This window comes from Bradyrhizobium sp. AZCC 2289 (genome assembly GCF_036924615.1).
Taxonomy (GTDB): Bacteria; Pseudomonadota; Alphaproteobacteria; order Rhizobiales; family Xanthobacteraceae; genus Bradyrhizobium.
Genome location: NZ_JAZHRY010000001.1, coordinates 807146 through 825092 on the forward strand (window position 1 = coordinate 807146; position 17947 = coordinate 825092).

The 17947-nt window shown below is 63.2% G+C and carries 15 protein-coding genes and 2 pseudogenes; 6 read left to right on the forward strand and 11 right to left on the reverse strand.

Annotated features, from left to right (window positions below; all coding sequences use genetic code 11):
• From flgK to V1289_RS04205, 4 genes are all read right to left on the reverse strand, one after another.
• Entirely contained in the window at window positions 1–1878 is a 1878-nt protein-coding gene (flgK, locus tag V1289_RS04190; RefSeq protein ID WP_334395755.1) for a flagellar hook-associated protein FlgK, read from the reverse strand.
• 45 nt (window positions 1879–1923) lie between these two features.
• Window positions 1924–3744, reverse strand: a complete 1821-nt coding sequence (locus V1289_RS04195; protein ID WP_334395756.1) for a flagellar hook-basal body complex protein — start codon at window positions 3742–3744, stop codon at window positions 1924–1926.
• A gap of 188 nt (window positions 3745–3932) precedes the next feature.
• Window positions 3933–4433: a peptide-methionine (R)-S-oxide reductase MsrB gene (msrB, locus tag V1289_RS04200; protein WP_334395757.1), complete on the reverse strand. Its 501-nt coding sequence runs from the start codon at window positions 4431–4433 to the stop codon at window positions 3933–3935.
• A gap of 65 nt (window positions 4434–4498) precedes the next feature.
• A complete protein-coding gene (locus V1289_RS04205) occupies window positions 4499–5995 on the reverse strand; it encodes an NAD(P)/FAD-dependent oxidoreductase (RefSeq protein ID WP_334395758.1) in 1497 nt (498 codons plus the stop codon).
• 95 nt (window positions 5996–6090) lie between these two features.
• Between V1289_RS04205 and V1289_RS04210 the strand changes: the two genes are divergently transcribed.
• From V1289_RS04210 to V1289_RS04220, 3 genes are read left to right on the forward strand one after another with little or no spacing between them, the layout of a single operon-like run.
• Complete coding sequence (locus V1289_RS04210) at window positions 6091–6633, forward strand: SixA phosphatase family protein (protein ID WP_334395759.1); 543 nt, start codon at window positions 6091–6093, stop codon at window positions 6631–6633.
• 56 nt (window positions 6634–6689) lie between these two features.
• The gene (locus tag V1289_RS04215; protein WP_309178162.1) at window positions 6690–7115 is read left to right on the forward strand and encodes a universal stress protein; all 426 of its coding nucleotides are present in this window, start codon (window positions 6690–6692) and stop codon (window positions 7113–7115) included.
• A 32-nt stretch (window positions 7116–7147) separates the two neighbouring features.
• Window positions 7148–7615, forward strand: coding sequence for a hypothetical protein (locus V1289_RS04220; RefSeq protein ID WP_334395760.1), 468 nt, complete (start codon window positions 7148–7150; stop codon window positions 7613–7615).
• Between the two features lie 61 nt (window positions 7616–7676).
• On the opposite strand, the gene mddA is transcribed toward V1289_RS04220, so the two are convergent.
• Both mddA and V1289_RS04230 read right to left on the reverse strand, forming a co-directional pair.
• Window positions 7677–8456, reverse strand: coding sequence for a methanethiol S-methyltransferase (gene mddA, locus V1289_RS04225; RefSeq protein ID WP_334395761.1), 780 nt, complete (start codon window positions 8454–8456; stop codon window positions 7677–7679).
• Window positions 8457–8506: 50 nt separating this feature from the next.
• A complete protein-coding gene (locus V1289_RS04230; RefSeq protein WP_334395762.1) occupies window positions 8507–8743 on the reverse strand; it encodes a DUF1127 domain-containing protein in 237 nt (78 codons plus the stop codon).
• A 182-nt stretch (window positions 8744–8925) separates the two neighbouring features.
• On the opposite strand from V1289_RS04230, the gene V1289_RS04235 reads away from it, so the two are divergent.
• Complete coding sequence (locus tag V1289_RS04235) at window positions 8926–10269, forward strand: aminotransferase-like domain-containing protein (RefSeq protein WP_334395763.1); 1344 nt, start codon at window positions 8926–8928, stop codon at window positions 10267–10269.
• 25 nt (window positions 10270–10294) lie between these two features.
• On the opposite strand, the gene V1289_RS04240 is transcribed toward V1289_RS04235, so the two are convergent.
• Complete coding sequence (locus tag V1289_RS04240; protein ID WP_334395764.1) at window positions 10295–10888, reverse strand: YdcF family protein; 594 nt, start codon at window positions 10886–10888, stop codon at window positions 10295–10297.
• 94 nt (window positions 10889–10982) lie between these two features.
• Window positions 10983–11591, reverse strand: coding sequence for a hypothetical protein (locus V1289_RS04245; protein WP_334395765.1), 609 nt, complete (start codon window positions 11589–11591; stop codon window positions 10983–10985).
• A gap of 70 nt (window positions 11592–11661) precedes the next feature.
• Here V1289_RS04245 and V1289_RS04250 point away from each other — a divergent pair, with 70 nt between their 5' ends.
• Window positions 11662–12096 carry a hypothetical protein gene (locus tag V1289_RS04250; RefSeq protein ID WP_309178170.1) on the forward strand — a complete coding sequence of 145 codons (435 nt, stop codon included), beginning with the start codon at window positions 11662–11664 and terminating at the stop codon, window positions 12094–12096.
• A 28-nt stretch (window positions 12097–12124) separates the two neighbouring features.
• Here the strand turns inward: V1289_RS04250 and V1289_RS49490 are convergent.
• The 3 genes and pseudogenes from V1289_RS49490 to V1289_RS04270 form a co-directional block, all read right to left on the reverse strand.
• Window positions 12125–14524 (reverse strand): annotated as a pseudogene (locus tag V1289_RS49490) (EAL domain-containing protein); the annotation flags it as partial.
• A 275-nt stretch (window positions 14525–14799) separates the two neighbouring features.
• Entirely contained in the window at window positions 14800–16242 is a 1443-nt protein-coding gene (locus V1289_RS04265) for an MFS transporter (RefSeq protein WP_334395766.1), read from the reverse strand.
• 215 nt (window positions 16243–16457) lie between these two features.
• Window positions 16458–16594 (reverse strand): annotated as a pseudogene (locus V1289_RS04270) (DUF892 family protein); the annotation flags it as partial.
• A 270-nt stretch (window positions 16595–16864) separates the two neighbouring features.
• Here V1289_RS04270 and V1289_RS04275 point away from each other — a divergent pair.
• Complete coding sequence (locus tag V1289_RS04275; RefSeq protein ID WP_334395767.1) at window positions 16865–17920, forward strand: lysylphosphatidylglycerol synthase transmembrane domain-containing protein; 1056 nt, start codon at window positions 16865–16867, stop codon at window positions 17918–17920.
• Window positions 17921–17947 lie beyond the last annotated feature (27 nt).

Consider the following 17947-nt stretch of genomic DNA (forward strand, 5'->3'; position numbering starts at 1 on the left):
TTACAACTGGACTTGCATCAAGGTGGACATCATGGTCTGAACCACAGACATCACGTGAGCATTGGCCGCGTAGGAATTCTGCAAAGCGATCAAATTGGCCATCTCGGTATCGATATTGACACCGGAAGTGGATTTCATTTTCTGCTGCAGCGTGTTGACGACGACATCCTGCCCCTGCTGAAGCTGCGTCGCCGAGGTAGACGCATTGCTCTGCAGGCTCAGGAACTGCTGCATGAACCCTGACAGCGTCCCCTTGAACGGCGTCGCGGCCGTACCGAGCCCGGTCTGCGGCGAGTAAGTGAACGTGCCCGACGTCAGCTGGGAATACAGAAAATCCGAACGCGTCGTATCGCCGGCGGGGGTTGCTGGTGAAGTACTGTATGCCGTAAACTTCGACGGATCGGCGAGCAGCGCGGCATTGACCGTGATCCGTCCAGCCAATCCCAGTTGTTGCGGGGCCTGCGCCGTGATGGCCCCGGTGTACAATGCATTCCCGTCGGTAAACAACGGAAGTTGAGGACCACCGCTCGCAAGCGACGAAACCGTCGTGGTAACCGAGGCCGCGTTGACGGCCGCCGTGGCGGTGCCGTTGTCGAGCACCCGCAAGGTAGATCCGGACGGATTCGAAAACTGCAGATTGGCGGTACCGAGCGCAGCGTTCAGTTGCGCAACGACCGAGGCCATTCCACCGGTAAAATTGACGCCGATTACCGGATTGTTCGGATTTCCCCCGACGTTCGACAGGGGAAGTGCGGCGGGATCATCGACCCGCACGATCGACACCTGATGCTGGGCGTTGGTCGTCGTGTCGGTATAGGTGAGGTTGATCGTATTGCCGGGCAGTACGTTCGAGAGGTCGAGATCGAAGCCGGCCTTGGGGGCAAGAGCGGCCGGAGCGGCCGTCCCCGCGGTGGTCTTGTTCGACAGCGCGCTGGCCAACGATGCCGCGAGCTGATCGACCTGGGCCTGCGCCTGCACCAGCGTCTTGTCCCGCAACGTGACGTCGGCGGCGATCTGACCGGAGATGATCGAGCCGGTCCCGATCATGTCCGTGACAGCGCCGTTCGCGAGCTTGATCGAGATCGTGCCGACGGATGAATTTGCCGGATTGGCATTCCATTGCGAGTTGGCGTTCAGCGTACCCTGCGAATTGAAACTGAGCGTGGAGGCCTGAGCGCCGACCAGTTCGACACCGTTCGTGGTGTAGATGGTCGCCTGATTGTTTCCATTGGTGGAGACGCGGATATCCATCAGCTGCGACAGCTTGTCGATCGCCTGGTCGCGTTGATCCATCAGGGTGGCCGCCGTGGGATCGGTTGCGCTCATTCGCTGCAGCTGGACGTTCAGATGCGCGATCTGGGTCATGGCCGTATTGGCCTGCCCCACCGAAATGTTGATGTCCTGCTCGGCATTGGAACGCAGGGTTTGAATACCCTGCGTCGTTACATTCAGTTGCTGCGCCAGCGCCTGTGCCGCCGTCGCAGCCGAGATTTGTGACGATGAACTTCCCGACGTCGTCGAAAGCGATTGAAGCGCCGTCGTAAAATTGGAAAATGCGGTTTCGAGCGTCCCGGCATCTCCGGGCGTTCCATAGACGGATTGCAGTTGGGTCAGGACACTCGCCATCTGGTCGGCATAAGCGCCGCCGGACGTCTCCGATCGCAATTGGCTCTGAACGAATTGATCGAGTTGGCGGGACACGCCGGTGACGTTGACGCCCGCGCCGAAGTCGCCGCTCAGGGTCTGGACCTGATTGACGCTTTTGGCGACATAGCCAGGCGTCTGCGTGTTGGCGATATTCGACGACGTGATCGAAAGCGCGGCCTGGTTCGCACGCAAACCAGACATTGCAGTGGCGAGGGCCGAACTCAAACTCATCTTAGCCGCCTCGAATCAAACAAGCTGACGTGTTGTCAACGACCATCAACGCAGCACGTTCAGCAGATCCTGAACCATGCTGTTGGCCGTGGTGATCACCTTGGTGTTCGCGGAATATGCCTGCTGGGTCACGATCAGCTTGGTGAACTCGTCGGCGATGTCGGTGTTCGAGCCCTCGAGCGAGGAACCGCTGATCGTGCCCGAGGCGCCGATGATCGCCGGCCCCGATTGATCGGTGACGGCATAGGCGCCGCCATCGAGCGCTTTCAGGTAGTTGGTGCCGTTGAAATGCGACAACGTGACCGAGGCGAGATCGAGGTTCTGTCCGTTGGAGAAGGTGCCTACCACGAGACCGCTATTGCTGATCGCGACCGATTGCAGCTGGCCGGCCGCAAAGCCGTTCTGCGTGATGTTGTTGATGGTCGCCGCGCCACCGGTGGTGGCAAATTGGGTCAGGCCGCCGGACCCGACGTTGATCGTGAGAGTGCCGAGCGACTGGCCGCTGACCTGTACGTTCGTCACCGGGATCGCCGAACCTGTCGGGCTGATCAATGCGCCGTTGGCGCCGAAGGTGAAGTTCGTGCCGACGTTGGTCCAGCCGGGATTTGTACCGGTCGCGGCGGGATCGTTCTGATAAAAAAGATTCCACGTGTCCTGATGTCCGGCGCCGAGCGTGGAGCTGTCAACCTTGGCCCATCGCATTTGCAAGTTGACCGGCGTTCCGGCGGCGTTGAAAGCCGTTACCGCGCCACCGCTGATGCTTTCCTTCTGAAACGTCCCGGTGTCGTTGCCAATGACGATGCCGGTGCCGGGGGGGCCGGCGGCTCGCGCCAGCGCCACGGTACCGGAGGCCGGCAGGCCGAGTGCTGCGAACGCGTTCTGCGCCGACGCCGAAGTGGTGATCGTTAGATCTTGCCCGGTGCCCGTGTTCAGCGTGATCACGCCGCCAGCGAGGGTCGGCGCGGCGCCGGTGACCGAACCGATTTTCGACAGCAGGGTACCGACCGAATCGGAGATGTCGATATTGCTGCCTGACGTGCCGGATACCGAGCCGGTGTTCACAAAATGAAATGTCGTGCCATCGACGGTAATGGTGTCGCCGGCCGCAAAGCCCGTCGTCAGCGTGTTGCTTCCCGCCGCCCCGGAAAGTGTCGTTGAGGTTGTGATCGCGGCCGGAAGCTGACTCGACGCGGCGGTGCCGTTCACGGATGCGTTGACGAAAGTCGGGGTGCCTATCACCAGGGGATTTTGGGCGAAATCACCGGGGTTCAGGACGCCCGCAGCCAACACCGAGCCGGCGAGAGCGGTGGTGCTTGCCGGCGTCAGCGGCGTGGTCGGGAGGTTCGCGGCGTATTGAATGGCGCTGGTGGCCTCCGCCGGAACGAAATTGTTCTGGAACTGCAGCACCTGCGGCACGTTGCCGAGCGGGTTTCCGGTCTTGGGATCGACCGCCACGCCCATCAGGTAATAGCCGGCGCCGTTGACCAGATTGCCGTTGGCGTTGACCTGGAAATCGCCACGACGGGTATAATCGGTGACGCCGTTGAAAACTGGCACGTTGTCGGTGACCCCGATCGCCTTTTGCACTGAGAAGAAGCCGTCGCCGTTGATCGCCATGAACGTGGCGACCGTGGACCCCGAGACGGTTCCCTGCGAGGTGATGGTGGGTCGTGCGAAGGCCGTGACCGATCCGGAGACTTGCCGGTCGGGGCTCGTCGAATCCGGAACGAGATCGACGAAAGAGGTGCCGATGCCTTTGTAGCCGGTCGTCTGGGCATTTGCGATATTGCCGGAAATGTTCTGAAGCGCGAAGGATTGCGCCTGCAAGCCCGCAACGGAAGTATTGAGAGCGTCGAAGATACCCATAACATCGTCTCCAAATTCGATCCGGACGGCCCGCCGCTGAGCAAAGCGTTGACCGCAATCGAAGGAGACCATCGCAAGCGTTGTGCCAAACTAAAAACTGCAATCATATCAGTCGCATAAATAAAAAACCCCGGTCCAGGGACCGGGGCACAATTGCCGGGCGGGCAACAATTGCCGGGCTTGAGGCGTCAGGTAGCTGAGGGTGCGGCGGGGTGAAACACCAGCGCAAAACCGTCCATGCAGTAGCGCAAACCGGTCGGCTTCGGCCCGTCGTCGAAGACATGACCGAGATGGCCGCCGCAGCGGCGGCAGTGAATTTCGGTGCGCAGCATCCCGAAGGTGCGGTCTTCGGTTTTGCCGACGGCGTTGTCGAGCGGCTGGTAGAAGCTCGGCCAGCCGGTGCCGCTTTCGAACTTCGTCTCCGAGGAGAACAGCGGCAGGTCGCAGCCGGCGCAGGCGAAAATGCCCTTGCGGTGCTCTTTCAGCAGCGGGCTCGATCCCGGGCGTTCGGTGCCCTCCTTGCGCAGGATTTCATATTGCTGCGGCGTCAGTTGCGCGCGCCATTCGGCATCGGTCTTTTCGATCTCGAATTTCTCGGCGGCCCGCGCAGGCGTCGGGCGCAGCCAGCGGAAAGCGGCAAGGCCAAACAGGCTTGCAACCGATGCGAGCAGGATACGGCGGTCAATCATGGTGGTCTCCGTGCGAAGCGGAACATGTCTCGTTCGCCATCAGATACGGCGCGCAGGCCTGGAAGTTACACCGGTCCGTCCTGAATTTTCTCACTTTCTTGCGAGGGCGCAGCCGCCGTTCCGCCCCCATGCGTTTCCGCCGGCGCCGGCGGTCGCGGACGCACCGGGTGCGGCCCGCCCGACGGCGGCGGGCGCCGGGGCGGCGACCTGGTTCCGGCCTGGCGATTGGCCTCGGCCAGGCGCGCCTCGCGGACCTGCTCCCTCGCCCGCGCGCCTTCCCGGTAGCGCGCCAGCGCGCCGGCGGCGGCAGCGCTTCCCCGCCCCCACATTCCGATCAGCTGGCCCGCGACCCGGCCGGTTGCGCCGCCGGCCCAGACCAGTTCGAACGGTGAAAACAGCCGCCAACGCTCGTCGCCCCACAGGATGCTGCGCGCGATCAATTGCCCGGCCATCGCCGACGTATTCAGGCCCTGGCGGCCGAAGCCGCTGGCGACCCACAGACCTTTGCGCAGCTGGCCGATCTGCGGCATGCCGTGCACGGTCACTCCGACCGCGCCGCCGAACATGTCGGCCATGGCGACCTTGCCGAGTTGCGGGAAGACGGTCGCAATCCGCCGCTGAATGGCGGAGCCAAAGCGGCCGGGCTTCGCGTCCCAGGTCATTTCCGGGCTGGCCCACATCAGGCGGTCGCCGTCCACGATCCGGAAATGATCGATGCCGTCGCTATCGGTCACCGAACCCTGAAAGCTGATCACCTCGGCGAGCCGATCGCCGAGCGGTTCGGTGAGCCCGGCATAGCGCCACACCGGAAGCAGCGTCTCCGACAGCCGCCGCGACGCGGCGCCGAGATGGATGTTGCCGGCCAGCACGATGTGCGAGGCGCGCAGCCGCGCCGAAGGCGTCACGATGCGCTTGCGAATGCCTGAGGGATCGATGCTGACGACCGGCGTATCCTCGAAGATGCGGGCGCCGGCCCGCTTCGCCAGCGCCGCCAGGCCATGGACATATTTACGGCCGTCGATCTGGAACGCCCTGGGGTAATAGATGCCGTGGAAATAGCGCCCGGTCTTGAGCTCGGCGCGGACGCGATCGACCTGCCAGCCTTCGACCTCGGTCTCGAAATCCTCGCTCAGCGTTTGCAGCCGGCTGATCAGCGTTTCGCCGGCATCGACGTTGGAGACTTCCAGCGCACCCTCGGTCAGCGCGATGCCCGGCATCAATTCTTCGGTGGCGGCAGCGCGAACATAATTGGCGCCCTCCTTCGACAGCGACCAGAGTTCGCGGGCGTCCTCGAGGCCGATGCGCTCGATCAAGTCGCCGATCGGCAGACCGTAACCCGGCATGACCGTGCCGAGTTGATGTCCGGACGCGTTCCAGCCGACATGACGGCCTTCGAGCACGGCGACGCTGGCGCCAAGGCGCGCGGCCTCCCGCGCCACCGTCAGGCCGGCGAGCCCGGCCCCCACCACGCAAATATCGACGTCCATGTCGAACGAAAGACGCGTGCGAAACGGCGCGTTGTCACCGGCTCGGTCGGGGGTACCTGTGGAAGTCTCGGCCATGGCGTTTTCTTAGGGATCGCTGCGACGCTTGTCACCTTGTCCCGGGCATGAGCTTGTAGATTAATTCAGACCGAGACCGAATCGAGATTGTGATCATGCGCCGTTTGATGCTGTTGCGTCATGCCAAGACCGAAAGTAACGCTCCGTCCGGGCAGGACCAGGACCGCCGCCTGGACGACCGCGGCCGGCACGATGCCACAGCGATCGGCGACTGGATCGGCCGGCATCCGCCGTTTCCCGACCTCGTGCTGGTTTCACCGGCAGTCCGGGCACTCCAGACCTGGGAGATCGCCCGGGAAGCGATGAAGCACCATGCCCGGCAGCCACAGGTCGAATTCCTGCCCGAACTCTACGGCGCCGATCCGGCCCAGCTGTTGCAAACCATCCGTATGGCCTCCGTCAACGATCCGCGGCGGCTCTTGGTCGTCGGGCATAATCCCGGCATGCACGAACTGGCGCTGACGCTCACCGGCAGCGGCGACGCCGCCGCGAAGAAGGCGCTCGAACACAATTTGCCGACCGCAGGCTTCGCCATATTCGACTTCGCGACCGACGACTGGAACGATGTAGCGTTTCGCCGCGGCAAACTCGTACTGTTCATCAGCCCGAAATTATTGAAGAGAATTTCGGGCGATTAGGGCTGGCGGACATCCCGATGCCGACGTGCTAAACTGACCTCGAACAGGAGGCGCAGATGTTCAATTCGATTCTCGTGCCGATCGATCTGGCCGATACCGATCTGGCGAAGCCTGCGATCGCTACCGCTGCCACGCTGTCGAAGACCTGGAGCGGCTCGGTGCGGCTATTGAACGTGCTGCCGATGACGCCCGTGATGCTGGCGGAATATGTGCCGGCCGATTTTGACACCCAGCAGCGCGAGATCTCGGAAGAAGCGCTTACGATCGTGGCGCGGGAATCCGGCATCGAGCCGTCGCGCATATCCACCGCGGTCCGCCAGGGCGGCATCTATCACGAGATCCTCGAAGAGGCGGCCGCGATCAAGGCCGATCTGATCGTGATGACGTCGCACCGGCCGGCGATGCGGACCTATTTCCTCGGCTCCAATGCCGGCCATGTGGTGCGCTACGCCAAATGCTCGGTGCTGGTGGTGCGGCACTGATACATTCACGCTCGAACGGCGGGGGCCTCAAGGTGAAGAACTGGTGGCGGAAGTGGTCGTTCGAAATCCCGCTCGCGTTCGGCGACGCACTTTGGGAAGTTCTGGTGGTGCAGTTCGCCGCCTTTCTCGACCGCCTCACCATGCGCACGGCGATCGAATTCGTCGCGATCGCGATGCTGGCGATGGCGTTTGCCCAGACCTTCCCGATCGATCTGGCGATCCTGTTCGCCGGCGATACGTTGATGTATCTGGAATTCCTGGTCGCCATCCGGCTCGCCGCCGGCAGGATCCATTTCCAGGAAATGCTGCGCCTCGCGCTGCGGCTGGCGCGGTTTGCGGTGCGGGTATTGAACGCGGCGATCGGCATCTCCGTTACACGGCTCAACCGGCTGCGCGAACGTCGCAATGTTGCGCGTTCGGCAAAACCCCGGCGAATTTCCGGCAGTTCCGACGACGACCGAGGCTTTGGAATTGCATGGGGCGGGCTGGCCACCGCGTAGCGGTGAGCGCGGGATCGTACGACGCGACCCGGTCGATCGACCGGGTCGTATTTTTTAGCGATCAGAAAATTCCGGGCAGCAGCATCGCAACCCGCTGGCGATATCGGCGGTACTGATCGCCGAAGAATGCAAGCAGATCGCGCTCCTCGAGCCAGATGCCGACGAAGATATAGGCCGTCATCACGCCCGCGAACAGGAAGTGGCCTGCCGTCATGACCGGCGCCGACCAGAATGCGAGCATGAAGCCGAGATAGAGCGGATGCCGGATCAGGTGATAGAGCCCGGGCGTCCGCAACTGGGTAGCCGACGCGGTGCGGCCCGCAAAATTCAGCACCACGCGCTTGCGCCGAAACCCTTCGAAATGCCTGCTCAGGAAGGTGCCGAATACGAGCAGCCAGCCGAAAGCCGACAGCGCCTGGATCGCCGCCACCGCGCGCGGATCAGCCGCGCGCCACACCACCGCAGGTAACGGCTGCCATGCCGCGAACAAGACGATGAGCACCAGACTGGTGCACAGCACATATGTGCTTCGCTCCACCAAAGGCGGGACGTGCGCGGTCAACACACGCTTGAAGCCACGCCGCGCCATGGCACTGTGTTGAGCCACGAAGAGGCCGAGCAACTGCAGGTCGATGCAAAGCGCCACCGAGGACGGCCAGATCGCGCCGGTATCGATCTGCTTGGGAACGACGACGCCGCTGACGAAACCGACCGCGTAAAGCAGCGTCGCGAGAAAGATCGCATAGACCGCAACGCCATAGCCGATGCCGAGAAGTCTCGCGAGACTTCCCGCGGTCGACCGGCCGATGCGGTGCGACCGATGGTCAACCGCGATGGTCATAATATTTTCCTGTCGAGTTCGAACTCATTGCGTCCTTGGGGCGGTGCCGTTCAGCGAAGCCGGCCGAGTTCCCGATCGACAATGCCGCCGACCGCCCGCTCGATGTGACAGCGGCTGATCCCGATATCGCGGAGCGCACGATCGTCCAGTTGCCGCAGCGCTTTGATGGCCTCCCTGCGAACCCAATATGCGGCGAGGTTATTCACCCAACCTTCGATCCAGCGGACAAATCCGCCAGACGGGCTGGCGGACGTGCGTTGCGCGGCAGTCGAGGACATTGTGGTCATTTTTCTTCTCCGGTTGGCTTTCGCCCGGCAAGGCGATGCCGCTGGCGCAAACGCTGACCGACAGCGGCTGCACCATTTGTGACGTTGGATGGCTTGCTCCTCAGTGCAATCGCTGGGTTGATATGACCTAGATGATCCGGTACACTTCTCGGTGCAAGTAAAACATTGCTCTCGGTGCAATAATGTCGAAATTCGAATATCTCAGGCTTGCCGATGCGGTCGCCGCCGAGATCGCCAATGGCGGGCTCAAGCCCGGCGAACGCCTGCCGCCGCAGCGCAGCTTTGCCTATGAGCGCAAGATCGCGGTCTCGACCGCGAGCCGCGTCTACACCGAGCTATTGCGCCGCGGCCTCGTGGTCGGCGAGGTCGGACGCGGCACCTTCATCTCCGGACAGCCGCGCCGCGGCGCAACCACCTTCACCGAGCCGCGCGGCGCGCGCATCGATCTGGAAGTCAATTATCCGCTGCTGCCGAACCAATCGACCCTGATCGCGAAAAGCCTTGACGGTCTGGAGCGCCCGGAAGCACTCGAAGCGGCATTGAAGCAAGGCACCAGCACCGGGACGCAAACTGCGCGAAGCACCTCGGCGGACTTCCTCTCGAAAAACGGCTGGTCGGCGCGCGCGGACCAGATCCTGTTCACCGCCAACGGCCGGCAAAGCATTGCCGCCGCCCTCGCCGCAATCGTGCCGCCCGGCGGCCGCTGCGGCGTCGAGGCGCTGACCTATCCCTTCATCAAAGGCGTCGCCGCGCGGCTCGGGGTAACGCTGGTGCCGCTGGCGATGGACGAACACGGCGTGCGGCCGGACGCGATACAGAAAGCCCGCCGCGAAGCGCATCTCGCCGCGCTGTACATCCAGCCGACGATTCAGAATCCGCTGGGCATGACGATGCCGGGCTCACGGCGCGCCGATCTGTTGCGCGTCGTCGAAAAACTCGGCCTCACCGTGATCGAGGATGCGGTTTATGGCTTCCTCGATGACGAGGCGCCACTGGCGGCATTGGCGCCGGATTCCTGCGTCGTGATCGACAGCCTTTCCAAGAAGGTCGCCCCAGGCCTCGCGCTCGGCTTCATCGTTCCGCCGCCACGTTTGCGCGAGAGCATCATGGCATCCGTACGATCTGGCGGATGGACCGCGTCAGGCTATGCCTTCGCGGCCGCACAGCGGATGATGGCCGACGGCACCGCGTCCGAACTCGTCAGGCTCAAGCGCGCCGATGCGCAGCGCCGTCAACAGCTGGCAGCGGAGCGGCTTGCCGGTTTCGAAATCCAGACCAATCCGAAATCCTATCATCTGTGGCTGACACTGCCGCCGCACTGGCGGTCGCAGACATTCGTCGCGGCCGCGGCCCGCCGCGACATCGCGCTGACGCCCTCGTCGACCTTTGCGGTGAGCCCCGGGCACGCGCCTAATGCGATACGGCTGGCGCTGGCCGCACCGCCCGTCGATCAGCTCGATGCAGGGCTGCGAACGCTGGCGGGAATGCTGCGCGCCAACGAAGAGGATTTCGAGTCGACCGAATAGTTCGGCTCCAGGTCACCCTCGGCCCTCACCCGACCGGCCACTCCGCGATAAATCCCTTCGCCTTGTAGGGCTCGATCTTATCCCATTCGAAGAGAATACGGCGCCGGAATTCGGGATCGGTGTGCCATTGCGCCCGCGGCGTCTTGAAACTATCGACCATGACCAGCATCTTCTCCACTTCCGGCCAGTGCCGCTGCAGCGTCATCGGATAGCGGCGCCCGGTCCAGGTATTGCCGAGACAGATCACGCTGCGGATATTTTTCAATCCGAGCGCGGCGTCGATAAGCGGCAGCGAGAAGATCACGTTTTCGCCGGTGTTCATCGCGCGATGCTCCCGCAGAATACGGTCGGCCGGAATGCCGCGCGCGGTCATCACCTCCGCGATAATTTCGCATTCCGAACGATTCGATCCCGGCGTGATCCCGCCGCTCACGATGGACCAGCGAAAGTAGCCCTTGCTCCAGAGCCGGCAGGCTTCATCGACACGCTCGCCGACGTCTTCGCGGGTGCCGAACACGAACAGCAGATCGGCAGGTTGCAATGGCGTCTCGATCAGGTGCCGTGCATTGATCTCGGCGATTTCGGCCTCGGTCGGCAAACGCGCGCTTCGATCCACCATGGCATGCTCATGTCTGCCCTTGAAAACATGCCCGCACGATGCCGCGCGCAAGCGGCTTTACGAAGTCACGTTTCATTGCGCTTGATTGCGATGGCTAAGGCAGCAACTCGTCCGGCAGATCGTCGAAGCTGAAGCTGCGCGGCCGGTTGCGTTTGACGAAGCCGCCGATCTGCCAGGTGAACAAGGCGGCAAAGCCGACCAGGAACAGCGCGCCCACGAATTCGCCGATGAACAGCGCGCGCAGCAGCAGTCCCGCCATCGCGACCGCGAGCATCGTCAACAATGCGAGCGCGGCGGCGTAGGTTTTCGGACCAATGCCGCCGATCAGCGCAGCCTTGCTGCCCGCATCCTTCAAGCGCCGGTGCAATTCCACCATGAAGGCCCGGTAGCCATGGTCCTGCGGCGCCATCAGGGCCGCGGTTTGCCAGGTTGTCGAGAGGATGGCGATGCGCCCGCCGCCTTCCTTGTCGATATCGGCGCGGAAGCGGCGCGACTGCATCGACACCGGCCGGTAGGAGAGCCGGATCGCCGCGATATCCGAATAGGCGCAGACCCCGGCTCTGCCGGCGATTCGCCACGACAATCCGGCATCGGTCAGTTCGAATTGATGCGCCGATCCGATCAGCGACGCCTTGTAGGCGTAGCGGGTTTCGGGCGCGCCCTCGCCCGTTATCCCGACCGCGTTCGGTAATGATGTTGGCAATCGGAAATCCCGCTATCGGTTCCGCGCGGCCTGCTTGCGCGACGCGCCGGCTTTATCTTACAAGCGGGCCATGGCCGAGACGACCTATTTTCCGCGCCGCCTGATTCTGGCCGGCGCGATGATTTCCGGGGTGCTGCTGGCGCTCGCGGTGCACATGCTGGGCGCGCGCTACGGCCTCGACCTCGGCGGCCTGTGGCGATCCGATGCCCACGAATTCATGCCGGCCGGCGCTGCCATTGCATGGTGGCTGATTGCGACGGTCGGCTTTTCCGGGGGCTACCTCACCGCCAATTTGATGCACAGCGCGGTTTCGGGGCAAATTCCGCAGCGGATGCGGCAATTCCTGATCGCGGTCGGCGTGCTGATCCTGGCCGGCGCCGGACAGGCCGCCTCGGCGCCGAGCCCAATCCCGACCATCTCCGGCGTGCTCGCGGGCCTTGCGGCGCTGTGCCTCGGCGCCGTGATGGCATTCTGCGGCGCGCATTTCGCGCTCCGCAAGGCGTAGCCCTTCGGGTTCGGACGACAGCGCCCTGGGCGACGACGCGCGGACGCACCTTGGACAGCATCTTTTCCACCTCGGCGGCGGGACGCGGCGGGCTGAACAAATAGCCCTGCACCTGCGTACAGCCCTCACGGCGCAGCAGATCGAACTGCGCCTCCGTCTCGACGCCTCCGCCGTGGTGACGATGCCGAGGCTCTTGCCCAATCCGGTCACGGCGCGGACAATGGCCATGGAATCGTCGCGCGAGGCCAATTCCGTCACGAACGAACGATCGATCTTGATCTTGTCGAACGGGAAACTGCGCAGGTAGCTCAGCGACGAATAACCCGTCCCGAAATCATCGAGCGAGATTCTGACGCCAAAGGCGCGGAGTTCGTGCAGGACCGCAAGCGTCGCCTCGCTGTTCTGCAGCAACACCGATTCGGTGATCTCCAGCTCGAGCCGATGCGCCGGGAGGCCGGAGGCCTGCAATGCCGCCTTCACCGACGACACCAGGCTGGGATTCTTGAACTGAACCGGCGAAAGATTGACGGCGACGTCGACCTCCTGCGACCAGCAGGCGGCATCGGCGCAGGCCCGGCGCAACACCCAGTCTCCCAGCGGAACGATCAGGCCGGTTTCTTCCGCCAGCGGAATGAAGTTCAGCGGAGCGATCATGCCGCGCAGCGAATGGTTCCAGCGCACCAGGGCTTCGAAGCCGACCACCCTGTCCCCGGCAACGTCGCGGATCGGCTGATAATAAACCTCGAACTCGGCGCGCTGCAGCGCTGCCCGCAGATCGAGTTCCAGCATGCGGCGCGCCTGGGCGCGGGCATCCATTCCGGTCTCGAAGAAGCGATAGGTGCCGCGGCCGTCCCCCTTGGCGCGATACAGCGCGAGATCGGCCTTCTTGAGCAGTTCATCCGGATTCTTGCCGTCTTCGGGCGCCAGCGAGATGCCGATGCTGACGCCGACGACGAGCTGGTGGCCGCCGATGTCGTAGGGTGCTGCGATCTTCTCGACGATGTGGCTGGCAAGCAAGGGCACCGCCAAGGGATCGCAGTCGCTGCAGAACTGCACCACCGCGAATTCGTCACCGCCAAGTCTTGCTACCGTGTCGTGCTCGGTGACGCATTCGCCGAGCCGGCGGGCAACTTGCTTCAGCAAGGCGTCACCGATCGGATGGCCGAGCGAGTCGTTGATTTCCTTGAAATGATCGAGATCGAAGCAAAATACCGCAAGCTGATCGCTGCGCTTGGCAAGGCGCAGGGCCTTCTCAAGCTGCTCCCGGAACAGCGTCCGGTTCGGCAGATTGGTCAGCGCGTCGTGGCGCGCCATATGCGAGATCTGCTCCTGCGCCTCCTGCCATTCGGTGATGTCCTCGAATGTCGCGACCCAGCCGCCGCCTTTCATCGGCTGATCGACCACGCGGATCGAACGACCGTTGCGCGTGACCGCCCTGGTCAGGCTTTCGCCGGCGTTCGCCGCCGCCACCACCATGGCGAAGAACTCGTCGGGATCGCCGTCCCCATTTTCCGATCGATTTCTGATCCTGGAGAACGTCGATCAGCAGGCGGCCCTGCAGCGGCATTCCGGTCCGATCCATCATCTCCTTGTAGCGCTCGTTGAACAGCAGGATGCGGCCTTCCGCATTGAACATGCAAAGCCCCTGCGACATGTTTCCGATGGCGGTGTCGAGCAGGACCTTCTGCCGATGCAGTTCGCCGCTTGAGCGGCGATCGAGCATGGCGGCCACGAACGATATGCCGAGGATGGCGAAAGCTGCGACCGCGGTCAAAAAGGAAAGCGCGGCCGGAGAAATCGTCAGTTCGTCGCTAACCAGGGTGGGATCCGGAACGAGCGTAACGGCGCCCATCGCCGTGAAGTGATGCGAAACGATCGCGACCGTCAGCAGGGCCGTGGCGGCAAGGGTATGACCGCGATCATCCCGGCGCGTGGCAACGACCAGCGCCAGCGCCCCGAATACGCTTCCGAACACGACCGAAGCCAGCACGATCCCGGGCGACCAGACGATGCGCGCCGGAAGTTCCAGCGCCATCATGCCGGTGTAGTGCATCGCCGCGACGCCAACGCCGATCACCGCGCCGCCAGCCGCAACCGTCGACCGGCGGTCATTGAGCAACGCAATGCTGAGGCCGACGACGGAGATCGCTACAGCAAAGACCAGCGACATGAGGGTGACCGGAATGTTGTATCCGGCACCGATGCCGGGATCGTAAGCCAGCATCGCGACGAAGTGGGTGGCCCAAATTCCGCAGCCGCCGACCGCCGCATCCAGCCCGATCCAGATCGCGCGCGTGCGGCCCTGTGAAGCCCTGGCGCGATGAAACAGGCTGATCGCAACCGCACTGGCCAGCCAGCAAATGGTGCCGCCAAGGACGACCAGCCGCCAGTCATGCTCGGTGACCAGGCAATTCAGCACTTGATACATTACAAACCCCCGCTATCGGTCTGTAATGACAGCACTGATGGTGCATGATCTGTAACCGTCACCGGCTTCGTTGCGCGAATGGTGAACAAAGCTTTGAATGGAGTTCAAAGTGGCGCGTAAAACGACCGTACTCTAGTGTGGAACTCCTGCGACTATCTGGCGATTCCCGGCACCCATTCGCCACCGGTTTCGATCCTGAGCGACGACCCGGCAAAGTCATTTCCGATCGGCTGAGAGCATGGCGCGACTGGGTATTTCCACAATGTTCCGTGTCATCAAGAATCTTTCATGGAAGCTCCCCGCCAGATCGCGGCAGCCGCTGCAAGCAATACGCCGGCGGAGATGATCAGCGACGCGTGCAGACCCGTGATGAAGGCCGCGGACTGGCCGACCAGCGCGCCGAACACGGCGACGCCGAGCACACTGCCGGTTTGACGCGTGGCGTTTAGCACGCCGGCGGCGATGCCGGAGCGAGACTTCGCCACGCTGCCGAGCAGCGTCGAGGTCAGCGGCGGCACCAGCAGGCCGAGGCCGGTGCTGATCGCGATCAGCTGCGCGCAGATCGCCCAGTAGCTCGTATGGGCCGCAATGCCGAGCAGCGCCAGACATCCGGCCGCCGACAACGTTGCACCGGCAGCGATGGTCGCGGGCGCGCCGATTCGTTCGGTGACGCGCGGCGCGATCAGGTTGACCGGCAGCACCGCCCCCATCATCGGCACGAAGGCGAGACCGGTTGCGAACGCCGAAAGGCCGTTGACCTGCTGGAAGTACAGGCTGAGCACGAAGAACAGACCGTAGATCGCGACATTGACGAGCAGGCCGACCAGCGACGTCAATGCGAACATCCGATGCCGAAACAGCGACAGCGGCAACATCGGCTGGCTCGCGCGCGATTCCCGCCAGACGAACAGCACAGCCAGCACCGCGGACGCGGCAAAGCCCGCGATCACCAGCGGGTCTTCCCAGCCCCCCGCGCCACCCTCGATGATCGCCCCGGCGAGCGTGCCAAGGGCCGCGATCGCGGCGAACTGGCCGGGCAGATCGATCTCGCGCTGCGGCGCGCGCGTCGTCTCGCCGGCAAACCGCCAGGTCAGCCACAGGCCGGCAAGACCGATCGGCAGATTGACCAGGAAGATCGAGCGCCAGCCGACCAGCGTAATCAGGCCGCCGCCGACCAACGGGCCTGCCGTCAGGGCCAGGCTTGCGCCGGCGGCCCAGACGCCCACCGCGCGTCCGCGCGCCTTCTCGTCCAGATAGGCATGGCTGAGCAGCGCCAGCGAATTCGGCACCAATATGGCTGCAGCCAGTCCTTGCACGCAGCGCGCCGCGATCAGGATCGCGGCATTGGGTGCCACGGCGCAGGTGACCGACGCTGCGGTAAAGATCGCAAAGCCCGCCATGAAGACCCGCTTGGCGCCGACGCGGTCGCCGAGCGCGCCTGCCGTCAGAATGAACGCGGCAAATGCGATGGTGTAGGCGCTCACCACCCACTGCAGCTCCGAGACCCCGCCGCCAAGCGACATGCCGATGGCATTGAGCGCGGTATTGACGATGGTGACGTCGAGCTGCACGACGCCGTAGCCGAGACTCATGGCGGCGAGCGTCAGCGAACTCGCGAGTTTCGAGGGCGTTGACGTGGTTTCCGGACGGGACGACGCACGCGTGTCCGTCGTCGATTGGAATTTTATCGACGCAAATTTTACCGGAGCACTTGGCATGGATCACCTCAATTTGGAGAACCAACGCGCAATAAACCCTCCTGTTTCGACCTGACGATACGGTATGGATCGAAGTATGTTTGCAGCGGAACGCGTCCGGCCACGCAAAAACACCGCGCGAGAGTCCCGCGCGGCGTTTTGCCTCAATATCCGAAAAGACTAGCTGGCGGCCGTCAGGTTGACTTTACCTTCGGCGAGCGTGGTCAGCTTGCCCTGTGCATCCGGCAAACCAGCTCCAGCCGCTGCACATGGGTCTTGGTTTCCTCGAGATGGGTCAAAAAGCTTTGCTTGAGCTGCTTGTCAGTGGCCTTTTCAGCCATTTTTGCGCTTTGACGAGTTGTTTCCCGGCGTAATGAAATCTGAAAGCCTCGTCAGGGAACAACGACACAATGCGACGATTTGAATCTCCGGAACGGGCCGAAAGGCGACTCAAAATTCCGAACGTCAATACATATGTCCACCGTATGACAAAGGCGGCCAACGATGGCAGAAGCTTGGATGTCAAGGACTGCACAAGGCCGCGGTTTTAGCTTATGGGTCTTCACGCACGGTGCATCTCGCCGTCTCCGGTCGCTTTTGTGACCGGTTTTTCCAACGCGTTACCGCCCCGCCGGGAGGATGAATGCATCGGCTGCTGACCACGCTCAGGCGTGGCTTCAAGGAGAAGATCGGCTGGAAACGGCTCGGTATCGCTGCGAGTCTCCTCATCATCATCTTTGCGGTCACGACGCTGCTCCGCACCCTGAAGGGTGTCGACACCAGCATCATCCTGACGGCGCTGACGGAGATCGCCCCGCACCGGATCGCGCTCGCCGCCCTGTGCGTGGTCGGCGCGTTTTGCACGCTGACCTTCTATGATTTCTTCGCGCTGCGAACCATCGGCAAGAATCAGGTCCCCTATCGCATCGCCGCGATGTCGAGCTTCACCAGCTACACCATCGGCCACAATATCGGCGCAACGGTATTCACCGGGGGCGCAATCCGTTTCCGGATCTATTCCGACTACGGCCTGACCGCGATCGATGTCGCGAAAATCTGCTTCCTCTCCGGGCTCACTTTCTGGCTCGGCAACCTGTTCGTGCTCGGCTTCGGCATGGCCTGGCATCCCTGGGCGGCGTCGGCGATGGACCTGCTGCCGCCGGCGATGAACCGATTGATCGCGATCGGCTGCCTCGCCGGCATCGCGTCCTACTTCGTCTGGCTGATGTTGGGCGAGAACCGCCGTGAGCTCGGGCAGAACGGCTGGAAAGTGGTGCTGCCCTCGGCCCGGTTGACGCTCCTGCAGGTCCTGATCGGCGTAGTCGATCTCGGCTTCTGCGCGCTGGCGATGTATTTGCTGATGCCGACCGAACCGCATATCGATTTCGTTTCGCTGGCGGTGGTGTTCATCCTGGCGACGCTGCTCGGCTTCGCCAGCCATGCGCCCGGAAGCATCGGCGTATTCGACGCCGCGATGCTGGTGGCATTGCCCGAATTTGGCCGGGAGCAATTGCTGGCGACACTGGTGGTGTTCCGGATCCTGTATTTCCTGATCCCGTTCGGGATCTCGATTTCGATCATGGGGACCCGCGAATTCTGGCTCAACGTCGTGCGGCCCTGGCAGGAACGCCGCCGGCTGACCGAGGCCTGCACGGCCAAAGCGCGGGTGCGGCAGCCGGTCAAGAACCGGCAGTCGTAACCGGTAACAGCGGCGTTATCTTTTCGG